General features: G+C 68.6%; 17 protein-coding genes. 12 read left to right on the forward strand and 5 right to left on the reverse strand.

Going from position 1 to position 15,488, the window contains the following annotated elements:
• Window position 1 precedes the first annotated feature (1 nt).
• The 5 genes from AC1RRW_RS03080 to AC1RRW_RS03100 all read left to right on the forward strand — a co-directional run bounded on the left by AC1RRW_RS03080 (window position 2) and on the right by AC1RRW_RS03100 (window position 4,439).
• The gene (locus tag AC1RRW_RS03080; protein WP_492899065.1) at window positions 2–907 is read left to right on the forward strand and encodes a LysR substrate-binding domain-containing protein; all 906 of its coding nucleotides are present in this window, start codon (window positions 2–4) and stop codon (window positions 905–907) included.
• Window positions 908–1,464: 557 nt separating this feature from the next.
• Entirely contained in the window at window positions 1,465–2,055 is a 591-nt protein-coding gene (locus AC1RRW_RS03085) for an NnrU family protein (RefSeq protein ID WP_492899066.1), read from the forward strand.
• 33 nt (window positions 2,056–2,088) lie between these two features.
• The gene (locus tag AC1RRW_RS03090; RefSeq protein WP_492899067.1) at window positions 2,089–2,439 is read left to right on the forward strand and encodes an ArsC family reductase; all 351 of its coding nucleotides are present in this window, start codon (window positions 2,089–2,091) and stop codon (window positions 2,437–2,439) included.
• Between the two features lie 81 nt (window positions 2,440–2,520).
• The gene (gene tgt / locus AC1RRW_RS03095; RefSeq protein ID WP_492899392.1) at window positions 2,521–3,657 is read left to right on the forward strand and encodes a tRNA guanosine(34) transglycosylase Tgt; all 1,137 of its coding nucleotides are present in this window, start codon (window positions 2,521–2,523) and stop codon (window positions 3,655–3,657) included.
• Window positions 3,654–4,439, forward strand: coding sequence for a hypothetical protein (locus AC1RRW_RS03100; RefSeq protein WP_492899068.1), 786 nt, complete (start codon window positions 3,654–3,656; stop codon window positions 4,437–4,439). The genes tgt and AC1RRW_RS03100 overlap by 4 nt, the downstream gene beginning before the upstream one ends.
• On the opposite strand, the gene AC1RRW_RS03105 is transcribed toward AC1RRW_RS03100, so the two are convergent.
• Complete coding sequence (locus tag AC1RRW_RS03105) at window positions 4,356–5,354, reverse strand: DMT family transporter (RefSeq protein WP_492899069.1); 999 nt, start codon at window positions 5,352–5,354, stop codon at window positions 4,356–4,358. The two genes, AC1RRW_RS03100 and AC1RRW_RS03105, sit on opposite strands and share 84 nt — an antisense overlap.
• Before the next feature lie 233 nt (window positions 5,355–5,587).
• Between AC1RRW_RS03105 and AC1RRW_RS03110 the strand changes: the two genes are divergently transcribed.
• Complete coding sequence (locus AC1RRW_RS03110) at window positions 5,588–6,232, forward strand: hypothetical protein (RefSeq protein ID WP_492899070.1); 645 nt, start codon at window positions 5,588–5,590, stop codon at window positions 6,230–6,232.
• 4 nt (window positions 6,233–6,236) lie between these two features.
• Here AC1RRW_RS03110 and eno read toward each other — a convergent pair whose 3' ends face one another.
• Window positions 6,237–7,520 carry a phosphopyruvate hydratase gene (eno, locus tag AC1RRW_RS03115; RefSeq protein ID WP_492899071.1) on the reverse strand — a complete coding sequence of 428 codons (1,284 nt, stop codon included), beginning with the start codon at window positions 7,518–7,520 and terminating at the stop codon, window positions 6,237–6,239.
• Window positions 7,521–7,769: 249 nt separating this feature from the next.
• Here eno and queF point away from each other — a divergent pair, with 249 nt between their 5' ends.
• Window positions 7,770–8,225, forward strand: coding sequence for a preQ(1) synthase (gene queF / locus AC1RRW_RS03120; RefSeq protein ID WP_492899072.1), 456 nt, complete (start codon window positions 7,770–7,772; stop codon window positions 8,223–8,225).
• A 4-nt stretch (window positions 8,226–8,229) separates the two neighbouring features.
• Here the strand turns inward: queF and AC1RRW_RS03125 are convergent, their stop codons facing one another.
• Together AC1RRW_RS03125 and kdsA are read right to left on the reverse strand one after the other, a co-directional pair.
• Window positions 8,230–9,450, reverse strand: coding sequence for an MFS transporter (locus tag AC1RRW_RS03125; protein ID WP_492899073.1), 1,221 nt, complete (start codon window positions 9,448–9,450; stop codon window positions 8,230–8,232).
• Window positions 9,443–10,312, reverse strand: coding sequence for a 3-deoxy-8-phosphooctulonate synthase (gene kdsA, locus AC1RRW_RS03130; RefSeq protein ID WP_492899074.1), 870 nt, complete (start codon window positions 10,310–10,312; stop codon window positions 9,443–9,445). Before kdsA ends, AC1RRW_RS03125 begins: the two co-directional genes overlap by 8 nt.
• Before the next feature lie 269 nt (window positions 10,313–10,581).
• Here kdsA and clpS point away from each other — a divergent pair, with 269 nt between their 5' ends.
• From clpS to AC1RRW_RS03155, 5 genes are all read left to right on the forward strand, one after another.
• The gene (gene clpS / locus AC1RRW_RS03135) at window positions 10,582–10,911 is read left to right on the forward strand and encodes an ATP-dependent Clp protease adapter ClpS (protein ID WP_492899075.1); all 330 of its coding nucleotides are present in this window, start codon (window positions 10,582–10,584) and stop codon (window positions 10,909–10,911) included.
• 67 nt (window positions 10,912–10,978) lie between these two features.
• Entirely contained in the window at window positions 10,979–13,498 is a 2,520-nt protein-coding gene (clpA, locus tag AC1RRW_RS03140) for an ATP-dependent Clp protease ATP-binding subunit ClpA (protein ID WP_492899076.1), read from the forward strand.
• A 6-nt stretch (window positions 13,499–13,504) separates the two neighbouring features.
• Window positions 13,505–13,777: a hypothetical protein gene (locus tag AC1RRW_RS03145; protein ID WP_492899077.1), complete on the forward strand. Its 273-nt coding sequence runs from the start codon at window positions 13,505–13,507 to the stop codon at window positions 13,775–13,777.
• Between the two features lie 148 nt (window positions 13,778–13,925).
• Complete coding sequence (locus AC1RRW_RS03150; protein ID WP_492899078.1) at window positions 13,926–14,651, forward strand: AzlC family ABC transporter permease; 726 nt, start codon at window positions 13,926–13,928, stop codon at window positions 14,649–14,651.
• Between the two features lie 10 nt (window positions 14,652–14,661).
• Entirely contained in the window at window positions 14,662–15,018 is a 357-nt protein-coding gene (locus AC1RRW_RS03155) for an AzlD domain-containing protein (RefSeq protein ID WP_492899079.1), read from the forward strand.
• A gap of 4 nt (window positions 15,019–15,022) precedes the next feature.
• Here AC1RRW_RS03155 and AC1RRW_RS03160 read toward each other — a convergent pair whose 3' ends face one another.
• Window positions 15,023–15,463 (reverse strand): HIT family protein, encoded by a 441-nt coding sequence (locus AC1RRW_RS03160; RefSeq protein WP_492899080.1) that lies wholly within the window; start codon window positions 15,461–15,463, stop codon window positions 15,023–15,025.
• Between the last annotated feature and the right edge of the window lie 25 nt (window positions 15,464–15,488).

Raw genomic sequence — 15,488 nt, forward strand, 5'->3', positions numbered from 1 at the left:
CATGGGTCACGCTAGGCGCCTGCCGCCGCTCAATGCCATCCGCGCTTTCGATGCGGCGGCTCGCTGTTTAAGCTTCACGGCTGCGAGCGATGAGCTCAACGTCACGCCCGGGGCCATCAGCCGACATATCGTCACGCTGGAGGAGGTTCTCGGCGTCAAGCTGTTCGACCGGCTGCATCGCAAGGTCGAGCTGACGAGTTCCGGCGAATTCTTCCTGCGCGAGATCGGGCCAGCTTTGGAGCGCATCGCCTATGCGGCGGAGACGGTTTCGGCCGGAGCCAATGACAAGGTGCTGCGCATCAAGCTGCCGCCGACCTGCGCCATCAGATGGTTCGTCCCACGACTTGGCAGCTTCCATGCCCGCAATCCGACCTATTCCGTACAGGTCACCACCTCCCACGATCCGGTCGATTTCGAGCGTGACCAGATCGACGCGGCGATTTATTGGGGCGAATCGATCCGGCGCGGCCTTGAGGGCCAGCGCCTGTTCGGAGAACGGCTTGTAACGGTTTGCAGCCCCAAACTGTCAGCCGAGGCAAGTGACGGCAAAGGGTCGATTCCGGCTGCGCGTCTGGCGGAGCAGCCCCTGCTGCACTCGTTCCGCCGCCCCGACGACTGGGGGCGTTGGTTCGCTGCGGCGGGCCTGCCCGGCGTCAAGTTGGAGCGCCTGCTGATCTTCGAGAACTCTGGCCTGACCTATCAGGGTGCGATCGACGGCTTGGGCTTCGCCATCGCGCAGTTGGCCTTCATTACCGAGGATCTCCGGTCCGGCCGCCTCGTCGTCGCCAATGATCTCGTGATCGAAACCGAGACAGCGTATTTTCTGACCTATCCGCGCGAGCGGGCGCAGTTCCCGCGCATACGGGTGCTTCACACCTGGCTGGCGGACGAAGCTGGGAAAAGTTGAAGTAGCTTCTCCCGCCTGGAAGCTATGTGCAGGCGAGCGCGCCTACATGAAAGTGCAAATGGCCAGTGACAGCGCTCAAAACTAACGGCCGCATTTGATCCGCCAATGAATTTCCAAATCGATCAAAAGCGAAAAGAAGCGCGTCTAGATGCATGATCCCGGGCTTTGATGGTGCAGACTTTTCGCGCGGGCTGGAAGGATGCGCTATGGTCCAGGTTCACCATGGGAGCGCCACGGCGGCAGCGGCGATCCGCAGCGCGAAGTCGGTTATAATGCTTTTGTTTTGTTCTAGAATGACGCGATGATCCATCTCGCAGGTCCGCGGTTTCGTTCCGATCCGCGGTTTCATCGGTCAGTCCCGGCACGAAGAGATCGGACGCTGGCGGCTCGCCGACTGAAAACGGGCCATGGCAAATCTCCATGATCGATCGGGAGACCCGTCCGCACGCGACGATGCGGAATAAGCGATCGAAATGCTGCCGAGCCGATTTTCCTGCGGCGACCTTGTCTTTCCTCTAAGAACAGGCCACGGCCCAGACGCCGCGGCGAGACCAGCCATGACGCTCCTCATCCTCGGCCTCGCGCTCTTCCTCGGCGCTCACGTCTTCACGATCATGCGCCGGCCGCGCGCGGCGTTGATCGCTCGGCTGGGCGAGGGCGGCTACAAGGGCGTCCATTCGGCGGTCGCGCTGATCGGGCTCGTCCTGATCGCCTACGGCTTCGGCGTCTATCGCGCGGGCGGCTGGATCAATGTCTGGAATCCGCCCGCCTGGACGCGCCATCTCGCGCTGCTCATCAACCTGCCGGTCTTCATCCTTCTCGCTGTCGGCGGAAGGCCGAGCTGGCTTCTCGGCGTCACCAAGCATCCGATGCTGCTGGCGGTGAAGCTGTGGGCGAGCGCGCATCTGCTGGCCAATGGCGATCTCGGCGGCATGCTGCTGTTCGGCGGGTTTCTCGCCTGGGCCGTGCTGGCGCGGATTTCGGCCAAGCGCCGGCCCGAGGAGATCGCCAGGCTCGCGGCGATGGGCAGGCCCGCCTTCGGCCGGCGCGACGTTGTCGCGATCGTGGCGGGGCTTGCCGTCTATGCCGCCACCGTGCTCTGGCTGCACCCGCTGCTGATCGGCGTGCCGGTCGTCATGCGAAGCTGAGACGAGGCCCGCCACCTTCCGGATGCAGTCCCTATGACGATCACGATCCACGGCATCAAGACCTGCGACACGATGAAGAAGGCCCGCCTCTGGCTCGACGGGCAGGGCGTCGCCTACGTCTTCCACGACTACAAGGCCTCCGGCATCGACCGCGCGACGCTCGCCGGCTGGGTCGCCGAGCATGGCTGGGAAACGGTTCTGAACCGGGCCGGCACGACCTTCCGCGCGCTGCCGGACGCCGACAAGGCCGGCCTCGACGCCGACAAGGCGATCGCTCTGATGCTGGCGCAGCCCTCGCTGATCAAGCGCCCGGTGCTCGATCTCGGCAAGCGCCGGCTGGTCGGCTTCAAGCCGGAGCTTTATGCGGCCGCCTTCGCCGGCTGAAGCCCTGCCTGCGGCGCCGGCATGGGCGCCACCGCGCCGGCCGCTCTTTCGCGCGCGCGTCCGGTGCGCTACCTCGCCAGCATGACCACCGAATTCAGCTTTCATCTGCTCGGCCGCGACGGGGCCGCCCGCGCCGGCGAGATCAGGATGCCGCGCGGCGTCATCCGGACGCCGGCCTTCATGCCGGTGGGGACGGCCGCGACCGTCAAGGGCATGTATCCCGAGCAGGTCAAGGCGCTCGGCGCCGATGTCGTGCTCGGCAACACCTACCACCTGATGCTGCGGCCGGGAGCGGAGCGGATCGCGGGGCTCGGCGGCCTTCACGGATTCATGAACTGGCCGCATCCGATCCTGACCGACTCAGGCGGCTTCCAGGTGATGTCGCTGGCCAATCTGCGCAAGCTGACCGAGGAGGGCGTCACCTTCCGGTCACATATCGACGGCTCGCGGCACATGCTCAGCCCCGAGCGCTCGGTCGAGATCCAGAACCTGCTCGGCTCCGACATCGTCATGCAGCTCGACGAATGCGTCTCGCTGCCCTGCGAGGACGCCGTCGCCGAGAAGGCGATGCGGCTGTCGCTGCGCTGGGCGGAGCGCTGCAAGACGGCCTTCGGCGCGCAGCCGGGGCGGGCGCTGTTCGGCATCGTGCAGGGCGGCAGCGTGCCGGCGCTCCGGATCGAGAGCGCGCGCGCGCTCGTCGCCATGGACCTCAAGGGCTACGCCATCGGCGGCCTGGCGGTCGGCGAGCCGCAGGACGTGATGCTGGCGATGATCGACATCGTCGCGCCCGAGCTGCCGGAGGGAAAGCCGCGCTACCTGATGGGCGTCGGCACGCCGGAGGACCTCGTCGAGGCGGTCTCGCGCGGCATCGACATGTTCGACTGCGTGATGCCGACGCGGGCCGGCCGCCACGGCCAGATTTTCACCCGCTTCGGCCGGATGAACCTGAAGAACGCCAGGCACGCCGACGATCCGCGCCCGATCGACGAGCGCTCGTCCTGCCCGGCGGCGAACGGCTATGCCCGCGCCTATCTGCACCATCTGGTCAAGGCCGACGAGATGCTCGGCAAGATGCTGCTGACCTGGGTCAACCTCGCCTATTACCAGGAGCTGATGGCGGGCCTGCGCGCCGCCATCGCCGCCGGCCGGATGGCCGGTTTCGTCGCCGAGACGAAAGAGGCCTGGGCCAGAGGTGAGACAGCCGGCGAAGCCGCGTGAGCGACCCCTGGCTCTGGCTGCTCCTGCTCAAGATGGCGGTGGCGGCCGGCGTCGTCGTCAGCTGCTCGCTGCTGGCCGAGCGCGGCGGGCCGATGCTGGCGGCGATGATCGCGACGCTGCCGATCTCGGCGGGGCCGGTCTACGTCTTCCTCGCGCTGGAGCATGATCCGGGCTTCATCGCCGCGGGTGCGCTTGGCAGCATGGGCTCCAATCTCGCCAATGCCGGGCTGTCGCTCGTCTATGTGCTGCTGGCGCAGCGTCTCGGCACGATCGCGAGCCTCGGATGCGCGCTCGCGGTCTGGTTCGCCATCGTCACGGGACTGCGCGCGGTCGAGCCGCCTTTCGTCGTCATGCTGGCTGCGACGATCCTCGTCTACGCGCTCCTGCACCGGCTGTTCCGGCCCTACCTCGCGACCCGGCCGCTCAATCCGCCGGGGCGGCCCTGGTATGCGATCCCGCTGCGGGCGGCTTGCGTCGCGCTTCTCGCCGGTACGGTCACAACGATCAGCGGCCATGTCGGGGCCGGCTGGTCGGGCGTGCTCGCGGCCTTCCCGATCGTGCTGTCGAGCCTGATCGCGATGCTGCAGCCGCGCATCGGCGGCCCGGCGACGGCGGCGATCATCGCCAATGGCGCGCTCGGGCTGATGGGTTTCGGGCTGGCGCTCGGCTTCGTCCATGCCGGCGCCGTGGCGCTCGGCTCAGGCGCGGCGCTCGGGCTCGGCCTCGCCATCTGTATCGGCTGGAACCTCACCTTGATGCGGCTCAATCGCCGCGCGCGCTGAGCGCCGCCAGGAGGCGACGAACAGGCCGCCGATGATCAGCGCGATGCCGGCGATCTGCAGGCCGGTCGGGATTTCGCCCAGCACGGGGATCGCGAGCAGCGTGCCGACGACGGGAATGGTCGGCGGGAAGCGCCCGACCGCGGCGGGCCCCAGCACCCGCGTCGCCCAGCTCCAGATCCACAGGCCCACGATGACGTTGAGGACGCCCTGGTTGATCGCATGCGCCAGGATAACCCACCAGGGCGCGATGTCGAAACCGCGAAAGAAGAACACCGCGTAGAGCGGCAGGTAGATCATCGACAGCACCGAGACGACCGTGGTCGCCTTCAGCGCGTCGACGCCCCAGAGCTGGATCAACAGCGGGTAGCCTCCCCAGATCAGCCCGACGCCGAGGAAGTAGAGATCGCCGAGCAGGATCGTCGGATTGGTGTGCGTCGTGCCGGCGATGCCGAGGCAGACCAGCCCGACCAGCACCGCGCCAATTCCGAGCAGGAGCTGTCGGGTGAGAGCGGCGCCGAACAGCACCACGCCGCCGATGATGCCGATCACCGTCACCGTGCCGGGTCCGATCACCGCGCCATGCGCCGCCGGCGCGTAGGTCAGCCCGGTCAGCAGCAGCCAGCTCATCGGCAGGCCGCTCATCACGGCGAGCGTCAGCCCGCGCCCCCAGCCGACGCCGCCGCAATCCCTGAAACCGCCCGCCGCCAAAAAGCTCGGCAGCAGGATCAGCCCGGCCGTGGCGAAGCGCAGCGCCAGCAGATCATGCGAGGTCAGGCCGTTGAGCACCGCATGGCGACTGACCACGAAGTTCGCGCCAAAGATCAGCATCGCGAACAGCATGCCGCCGAAAGCCAGCCGCCAGCGCAGCCGCTCGCGCGCGGCGGCCGAGTCGGACAGAGGCGCGATGGAGTGCATGAGATTGCATAGCGCCGGCCGTGGCGTGCTCGTTAGAGGTGGGGCCGCATGCCCCCCGCGCGTCCGCTGCGCTGCATCACGCGCCCGTTATGCTCTGGACGCGGACTTGCGAAAAAGCAGCGCGGGCTCCCGGAAACAATTCTGCGGCAACCGCCACAATTGCTCCGTCTTCACGCCTCGTCCGTGCCGGACACGGCGGACCATCTGCGCCGATCACAGGAGAAAGATCGTCGATGTCCGCCGCCCACCCCTTCGCCAGGCCGACCCGCATGCTCGGGGATTTCAGCGGCCGGGTCGCGATCTCGATCGCCGCGTCCGCGGTCGCCGCGGCTTTCTTCGCCCTGCCGGATGCGATCCTGCCGGCGCCTACGCCCTCCGCCGCCGCCGCCGCGGCGGCCTCATGGTCGGTCCCGCTGACGGCCGACGGGAAGTTCGCGACCCGACTCGATGTTCATCCGGAGCCGACCCGGCTCGACACGTCGTCGGGACCAGCGACCCCTGCCGCCCTCGCCATGCCGCTCGCGATCGCCTGGACGACATCGCCCGTCGAACCGCGGATCCTTGCCGCGGCCGCCAACCCGCGGCCCTCGGCGCGCGTCGTCCAGCCCGATCCGCCGCCGGCCCGCCGGACGATGATCGTCGAGAAGGTCGGGGCCGAGGGCAGGGCGAGGACCGGATCGGCCAGCTTGCCGCTCGTCATCGCCGAGGCCGCGGCGGCCATGCCGCCCGAAGCGCCCCGACCGCCGGGCCTGATCGGTCGCGTCCTCTCGGAGCCGGCGGCGCGCGCCGCCGGTCTGGCCACGGAAGCCGCGAGCGCTGTCGGCGCGGCCGGCTCCTGGACGGCGGCGCAGGCGACGAGCCTGCTGCCGCGCTGGTGAAGCCTCAGGCCAGGGCCTTCAGCGCGGCGCGTCCGGCATAGACGGCCTGGGTGGCCAGTTCCTCCTCGATGCGGAGCAACTGGTTGTATTTGGCCGTGCGGTCGGAGCGGGCGAGCGAGCCGGTCTTGATCTGCCCGCAATTCGTCGCGACCGAAAGGTCCGCGATGGTGGAGTCCTCGGTCTCGCCGGAACGGTGCGACATCACGGCGGTGTAGCCGGCGCGCTGCGCCATCTCGACGGCGGCGAGCGTCTCGGTCAGCGTGCCGATCTGGTTGACCTTGACCAGGATCGAGTTCGCCGTCTTCTCCTTGATGCCGCGCGACAGGCGCGTGACGTTGGTGACGAAGAGATCGTCGCCGACGAGCTGGCATTTGCCGCCGACGAGGTCGGTCAGCGCCTTCCAGCCCTCCCAGTCGTCCTCCGACATGCCGTCCTCGATCGAGACGATCGGGTAGTTGCCGACGAGCCTGGCGAGATACTTCGCCTGCGCCTTGGGATCGCGGCTCTTGCGTTCGCCCTCATAGACATAGGCGCCGTCCCTGAAGAACTCGGTCGCGGCGCAGTCGAGCGCCAGCGCGATGTCCTCGCCCGGCCGATAGCCGGCCGCCTCGATCGCCTGCATGACGAAGTCGAGCGCCGCTTCCGCCGACTTGATGTTGGGCGCGAAGCCGCCCTCGTCCCCGACATTGGTGTTGTGGCCGGCGTCGTGCAGCTTCTTCTTCAGCGTGTGGAAGATCTCCGAGCCCATGCGCAGCCCCTCGGCGAAGGAGTCCGCGCCGATCGGCATCACCATGAACTCCTGGAAGTCGATCGGGTTGTCGGCATGCGCGCCGCCGTTGACGATGTTCATCATCGGCACCGGCAGCACGCGGGCCGAGGCGCCGCCGACATAGCGGTAGAGCGGCAGGCCGGACGCGTCGGCGGCGGCCTTGGCGACCGCGAGCGAGACGCCGAGGATCGCGTTGGCGCCGAGCCTGCTCTTGTTGGGCGTGCCGTCGAGCGCGATCATCGCCGCGTCGATCGCCGGCTGGTCCTCGGCGTCCATCGCGACCAGCGCCTCGGCGATGGCGACGTTGACGGCCTCGACCGCCTTGAGCACGCCCTTGCCGAGATAGCGGCTCCTGTCGCCGTCGCGCAGCTCGACGGCCTCGTGCGCGCCGGTCGAGGCCCCAGACGGCACGGCCGCGCGGCCCATCGAGCCGTCCTCGAGCACCACGTCGACCTCGACGGTCGGATTGCCGCGCGAATCGAGAATCTGGCGGCCGATGATGTCGATGATCGCGGTCATGGAAGGCTCCGGAGCGAGGACGGCGGGAGGGATGGCGCGCTTCTAGCCAAGCGCGGCCCGCAACGGAAGGGGCGGGTGGCGTTTGGAGGGCCAAAGCGCTAAGGGGCGCGCAAACATCCTGAGCCCTCATCCCGAGGAGCCGCGAAAGCGGCGTCTCGAAGGATGTTCCAGCGTGCTGTGGAGCATCCTTCGAGACGCGGGCAAGAGCCCGCTCCCCAGGGCGAGGGCGGTGCGCTGGAACCCTCCGCCATGACCCTCGACGCCTCGACCCTTCAGCTCGGACACGCCACCGTGCTTCCCGCCTCGCCCGAGGAGGCGCGCCTCGACCGCGTGCCCAATCCTCATGCCGGCACGCATTATCTCGCGCGCTTCACCTGTCCGGAGTTCACCTCGATCTGCCCGGTCACCGGCCAGCCCGATTTCGGCATCCTGGTGATCGACTATCTGCCGGGCGAATGGCTGGTCGAGTCCAAGTCGCTGAAGCTCTATCTCGGCGCGTTCCGCAACCATGGCGCCTTCCACGAGGAGTGCACCGTCGGCATCGGCAAAAAGCTGGTCGAACTGCTTGAGCCGGAATGGCTCCGCATCGGCGGCTACTGGTACCCGCGCGGCGGCATCCCGATCGACGTCTTCTGGCAGACGGGGGAGCCGCCGAAGGGTCTGTGGCTGCCCGATCAGGGCGTCGCGCCCTATCGCGGACGCTGAGCCCTCAGGTGCGCGAGCCCGCCAGCGGCAGGATGCGCGGCGTCATCACTCCGAGCAGGCCGATCCCTGCGCCGAACAGCAGGATCGCGCCGGTCGTGCCGAGCAGATGCAGCGCCAGCCCCATCACGACCGGGCCGATGGCGTGACCGGCGAAGAGCGCGCAGGCGAACAGCGCCACCGCCGAGCCGCGCGCGCCGGGCGCGAGCTCCGTCGCCTGCGCCTGGAAGGTGCCGTGCATCAGGAAGAAGCCGAAGCCGTTCATGACGAAGAGCCCGATCGCGCTCCACCAGGGCAGGAAGGGCAGGGCGAACAGCACGTAGCCGAACGCCATCAGCAGTCCGCCGCCGACCGTCATCCGCGACGGCCCGATCCGCTCGACCAGGATGCGCGTCAGCACGCCGTAGACGATGCCGCCGAGACCGCTGCCGGCGATGACGAGACCGGCGAGGGACGGCCCGATGCCGGCGCGCTCCCGCAGGATCGCCGCGACATAAGGCGGCATGCCGAAGATCAGGCTGCCTTCGGCGATCACCAAAGCGTAAAGGACCTTCGTCCTCGGGTTGGCGAAGACGGCGGCATAGCTCGCCAGCGCCCCTCCGAAGCTGAGCGGCGCGCGCGCCGCGATCCGGCGCGGCTTGAGCACCAGCATGACCAGCAGCGCCGCAAAGCCCGAGAGCGCGCCGGCCGCCGCGAAGACGCCGCGCCAGCCGAAATTCTCGGCGATCAGCCCTGAGCAGGCCGCGCCCGCCATCTGGCCGACGATCATCAGCACGAGGAAGCGTCCGAGCAGGATCTGGCGCTCGGCCATCGGCGCGCGGTCGCCGATCGCGGCCATGGCGACGGGGATGACGCCGCCGGCGACGATCCCGGTCGCGGCGCGGATCGCGGTCAGCATGTCGAAGCCCGCCGAGAAGGCGGCGGCGACCGAAAGCAGGGCGAGCAAAGTGAGGCTCGCCGCGATCGTCCTGATCTTGCCGACCGAATCGGCGATCGGCCCGAGAAAGGGTTGGCCGATGGCGTAGGCGAAGGAGAAGGCCGTCGCCATCGCCGCGACCTGAGCGATCGTGCGGCCGAACTCGGCCGCCAGCGTCGGCACCAGCGGGTCGACGATGCGCATGGTGAAGGTCGAGGCGAAGCCGCAGGCCCCGAGCACCAGGATCAGCGGGCGAAGCGATTTCGGCGGCGGCGGCTCGGACAGGACGATTGCCGGCGGGCTCTCAGACATAGGCCAGCGTAGGCGCGGGGCGCGCCTTGGCAAGCCGATCGAAGCCTTGCAGTTCCGCGATCAGCGCGGGGAGGTCTCGCAGCGGCACCATGTTGGGGCCGTCGGAGGGCGCGTTGTCAGGGTCGGGATGGGTCTCGACGAAGACGCCGGCGACGCCGACCGCGACCGCGGCGCGCGCCAGCACCGCGACGAATTCGCGCTGTCCGCCGGTCGACGCGCCCTTGCCGCCGGGCTGCTGCACCGAATGGGTGGCGTCGAAGATCACCGGCGCGCCGATCTCCGCCATGATCGGCAGCGCCCGCATGTCGGACACCAGCGTGTTGTAGCCGAAGGAGACGCCGCGCTCGGTCAGCATGAGGTTGGGGTTGCCGCTTTCGATGACCTTGGCGGCGACGTTGACCATGTCCCATGGCGCCAGGAACTGGCCCTTCTTGACGTTGACGACGCGGCCGGTCTTCGCGGCCGCGACGAGCAGGTCGGTCTGGCGGCAGAGAAAGGCCGGGATCTGCAGCACGTCGACCACTTCCGCCACCGGCGCGCATTGGGCCGCGTCGTGCACGTCGGTCAGCACCGGCAGTCCGGCGCGCTCGCGGATCTCGGCGAAGACGGGCAGGGCGGCCGATAGCCCCATGCCGCGCTGGCCCTTGGCGCTGGTCCGGTTGGCCTTGTCGAAGGAGGCCTTGAAGACGAGCCCGATGCCGAGCCGGTCGGCCGTCTCGCGGAGCGACAGCGCGATCTCGAGCGCATGGTCGCGGCTTTCCATCTGGCAGGGCCCGGCGATGAGCGACAGCGGCAGGCCGTTGCCGAAGCGCACGGGTCTTGCGAGGTCGGCGCCGATGGTGACGATGGCGATGGCGGTCATGAGCTCGGGTCCGGGGGACGGGGCCGTCGGGCTTAAGTCCGGGGGACGGTCAGGGTCAAGCACGCTGGCCCGAATGTGGCCGCCTTTGCGTCGCATCACCCGTCAAACGCACTGGCGAAGCGGGCGAGAGGTCTGTAAATTCGTCGGCGGCGCATTATCTCGGTCGTTCGGACAGGGACTTCAGCTTGAGACCTTCAGCAGCGACGACGGACCGGACGGGACCCGGCGCACACGGCCGGAACCGGCTGTCGCGCCGGCCCGCGACCGGCATGGCCGATCGCCCCAAGCGACCCGGCGACGGCGGGGCGGGCGCGGGCACCGCCGTCCTGACCCGCACCCGGACCCGCAAGCCCAACCTCTACCGCGTCCTGCTGCTGAACGACGATTATACCCCGATGGAGTTCGTCGTTCACGTGCTGGAACGCTTCTTCAACAAGGACCGCGCGCAAGCGACCGAGATCATGATGCATGTGCATCAGAACGGCGTCGGCGAGTGCGGAGTCTTCACCTACGAGGTCGCCGAGACCAAGGTGACGCTCGTCATGGATCTTGCGCGCAAGCACATGCATCCGCTGCAATGCGTGATGGAAAAGAAGTAGCGTCGCGGATCACGATCCCGGATTCGGCCGCTGGAACGGCCTCTCAGGAACTATAGGAGCGCAATCAGTGCCGAGTTTCTCGCGCAGTCTCGAACAGGCGCTTCACCGGGCTCTCGCCCTCGCCAACGAACGCCACCACGAATACGCCACGCTGGAGCATCTGCTGCTGGCGCTGGTCGACGATCAGGACGCCGCCGCCGTGATGCGCGCCTGCAGCGTCGATCTCGACACGCTCCGGCGCAACCTCGTCGACTATATCGACGCAGAGCTGACCAACCTCGTCACCGACGGCCACGGCGATTCCAAGCCCACCGCCGGTTTCCAGCGCGTGATCCAGCGCGCCGTGATCCATGTCCAGTCGTCGGGCCGCGAGGAGGTGACGGGGGCCAACGTGCTCGTCGCGATGTTCGCCGAGCGCGAGAGCCACGCCGCCTACTTCCTGCAGGAGCAGGACATGACCCGCTACGACGCGGTCAACTACATCAGCCACGGCATCGCCAAGCGCCCGGGCGCGGGCGAATCGCGGCCCGTGCGCGGGCAGGAGGAGGAGCCCGAGCAGAGCCGGGACCAGCGCGCCGCCGACCAGGGCGGCAACGACGCCGACAAGGACAAGAAGAAGAAGGAAAGCGCGCTCGACGCTTATTGCGTCAATCTCAACCGCAAGGCCCGCGACGGACGCATCGACCCGCTGATCGGCCGCGAGGCAGAGGTCCAGCGCACGATCCAGATCCTCTGCCGCCGCCAGAAGAACAACCCGCTGCTGGTCGGCGATCCCGGCGTCGGCAAGACCGCGATCGCCGAGGGGCTGGCGCTGAAGATCATCCGCGGCGAGGTGCCCGAGGTGCTGGAGGACGCGACCGTCTTCTCGCTCGACATGGGCACGCTGCTGGCCGGCACGCGCTATCGCGGCGATTTCGAGGAACGCCTGAAGCAGGTGATGAAGGAGATCGAGGCCCACCCCAAGGCGATCATGTTCATCGACGAGATCCACACGGTGATCGGCGCGGGCGCGACCTCGGGCGGCGCGATGGACGCCTCGAACCTGCTCAAGCCCGCGCTCGCCTCGGGCGGGCTGCGCTGCATCGGCTCGACCACCTACAAGGAATACCGGCAGTATTTCGAGAAGGACCGGGCGCTGGTCCGGCGCTTCCAGAAGATCGACGTCAACGAGCCCTCGATCCCCGACACGATCGAGATCCTGAAAGGGCTGAAGCCCTATTTCGAGGAATTCCACAAGCTCCGCTACACCAACGACGCGATCAAGGCGGCGGTCGAGCTCTCGGCGCGCTACATCCACGACCGCAAGCTGCCCGACAAGGCGATCGACGTGATCGACGAGACCGGCGCCTCGCAGATGCTGGTGGTCGAGGCCAGGCGCAAGAAGACGATCGGCGTCAAGGAGATCGAGGCCGCGATCGCGACGATGGCGCGGATTCCGGCCAAGACCGTCTCCAAGGACGACGCCGAGGTCCTGCGCAATCTCGAGACCACGCTGAAGCGCAGCGTCTACGGCCAGGAGAAGGCGATCGAGGCGCTGTCCTCCTCGATCAAGCTGGCGCGCGCCGGCCTGCGCGACGGCGAGAAGCCGATCGGCTGCTATCTCTTCGCCGGCCCGACCGGCGTCGGCAAGACCGAGGTCGCGCGCCAGCTCGCCTCGTCGCTCGGCGTCGAGCTGATCCGCTTCGACATGTCGGAATACATGGAGCGCCACACCGTCTCCCGGCTGATCGGCGCGCCTCCGGGCTATGTCGGCTTCGACCAGGGCGGGCTTTTGACCGACAAGGTCGACCAGCACCCCCATTCGGTGCTGCTCCTCGACGAGATCGAGAAGGCCCATCCCGACCTGTTCAACATCCTGCTGCAGGTCATGGACCACGGCAAGCTGACCGACAACAACGGCAAGCAGGTCGATTTCAGGAACACGATCCTGATCATGACGACCAATGCCGGCGCGGCCGACATGGCCCGCAATGCCTATGGCTTCACGCGCCAGAAGCGCGAGGGCGACGACACCGAGGCGATCAACAAGCTGTTCGCGCCGGAATTCCGCAACCGGCTCGACGCGGTGGTCTCGTTCGGCCATCTGCCCAGGACGGTGGTGGCCCGCGTCGTCGACAAGTTCGTGCTCCAGCTCGAAGCCCAGCTCGCCGACCGCAACGTCACGATCGAGCTCTCCGACGAGGCCCGAGAATGGCTGGTCGAGAACGGCTATGACGAGGCGATGGGCGCAAGGCCGATGTCGCGCCTGATCCAGCAGACGATCAAGACGCCGCTCGCCGACGAGGTGCTGTTCGGCCGGCTCAAGAGCGGCGGCACGGTCAAGGTCGTGGTCGTGCAGAGCGAGACCGGCATCAAGGTGCTCGGCCTCGAATTCCCCGACGGGCCGGTCCGGCCCAGGCCGGAGAAGGACGTCGTCGCCGCGGCTGCGAAGCGCAAGCCCCGCGCCAGGGCCGCCGAGGGCGCGAAGGCGGCCAAGGGACCGCCGCGGCGCGGCGCGACCAGCGACGGCAGGCCCGTCGCGAGCGGACCGGCCGAGCCGCCGAAGTCGCTGCGGTCGGTCCCGAAGGTTCCGCTGACGAAAGCCTGATCGACCGTGTGGTTCAAACGAAAAGCCCGGGCCCAGTGGTCGCAGGCGCCGCAGCCGGAAACGGCCGCTCCCGCGCCCAAGACCAGGCTGAGCTGGTTGGAGAAGCGCGACCGCCGCCGCCGCCGGCGCAAGCTGTTCGAGGAGATCCTCGGCTGGATTTTCGTGCCGGCGCTGCTCTATCTGGTCTATCTCGGGATCAAGGCCGTCGGCGGCGTGCCCAAGGAGATCGTCGATTTCGGCACCGAGATCGTCGGCATCGTGCTGAAGGGTGGCCGCTAGGCTGCGCTCGTGCCTGCGGCCGGCGCAGGGCTCCCGAGCGGCCGCGCGTCTCGGCTCAGGCCCACTGGCTTGCTAGAAGCAGGGTGGCCGGGCGCATGACGCGCGTGGCCGCTTTCGCTGGCGAGCTGACAGGCATGCAAGATCCTTCATGACGGTGCGGGCGGATTGGGGCTGGCAGCGCGTGGCGCTGGCCGGCATGCGCGACGCGCTGTCCTTTCCCGCCTGGATGGTTGGCTTCGGCCTCGTCGGCATCGGCTCGCTGGCGCGCGACGTGGGCTATCCCGTCGATGTCGCCGTGCTCTCCACCATCCTGGTCTGGGCCGGCCCGTCGCAGGTGATCTTCTTCGCCTCCATCGCGGCCGGCGCGGCCTGGAGCGCGATCGCGATCGGCATCGCCTTCGCCTCGCTGCGCTTCCTGCCGATGACCGTCGCGCTCCTGCCGCTGCTGCGCCAGCCGGGGCAGGGCATCGGCATGCAACTGGTGCTGGCCCATTACGTCGCGGTGACCAGCTGGGCCGAGGGCCTGCGCCGGCTGCCGCATGTGCCGCCGGCGCAGCGCGTGGTCTATTTCATCGCCTTCTGCCAGACCTGCATGACGGTCAGCGCGATCGGCACCTTCGCGGGCTATTACCTGCTGGGGGCGCTGCCGGTCGCGCTCGCCGCCGGGCTTTTGTGTCTGACGCCGATCTTCTTCCTGACCTCGCTGGTCGCGGGCAGCCGCGATCGCCGCGACGGCGTCGCGATCGCGCTCGGCCTCGCCTTCGCGCCAGTGGCGGACCGTTTCATCGGCGGCGGCTTCGACCTGATCGTCTCGGGTCTCGTCGGCGGCAGCATCGCCTTCGCGATCGGCCGGCGGCGGACGGTGCGAGCCTGATGGTGCAGCCATGACGCAGCCGATCGCCTGGCTCGACGGCCCGCTCTGGCCCTATCCCGCCCTGATCCTGTTCGCCTTCCTGCCGACCGAGATCTGGCGCTGGCTCGCGGTCGCGCTGTCGCGCCGGATCGACCCGGATTCAGCCGTTCTCGACTGGGTCAGGGCGGTCGCGACGGCGCTGCTCGCCGGCGTGGTCGCCAAGCTGATCATCGCGCCGCCGGGCGTGCTGTCCGTCGCGCCGCTCTGGCTGCGGGTCGGCGCGCTTGGCGTGACGCTGACGACCATCCTGATCTGGCGGCGGCGCATCGTGCTCGCCGTGCTGGCCGGCGAGGCTGCGCTGATGGGCGGCATCTGGCTGCTGAACTGAGCGCTCAGCCGCCGGCCAGCGCCATCCTGATCTTCGTCGCGTTGGCGGCAAGGACCTCGGGCGTCTCCATCGCGCCGGTATGGGGCCGCAGGCTGACGCCGTCATGACGCGGCATGACATGGACGTGCAGGTGGAACACGACCTGCCCGCCCGCCGCCTCGTTGAACTGCTGGATGGTGACGCCGTCTGCGTTGAAAGCGGCCGTCACCGCCCGCGCCAGCCGCTGACTCGTCAGCGCGACCGCCTTCAGCGCGTCCGGCGGCGCGTCGAGCACGTTGCGGCAGGCGGCCTTGGGGATCACCAGCACGTGCCCGTCCGCGCGCGGCATGATGTCCATGATCGCCAGCGTCTCGTCATCCTCGTAGACGGTCTGCGACGGCAGTTCGCCGCGCAGGATTTTCGCAAAGACATTGGCGGAATCGTAGGCGGGCGCCTGGGCTGTCATGGGTCATCCGGTGGCTTGGCAAAGC

Source organism: Allobosea sp. GW821-FHT12C12, from assembly GCF_058807355.1.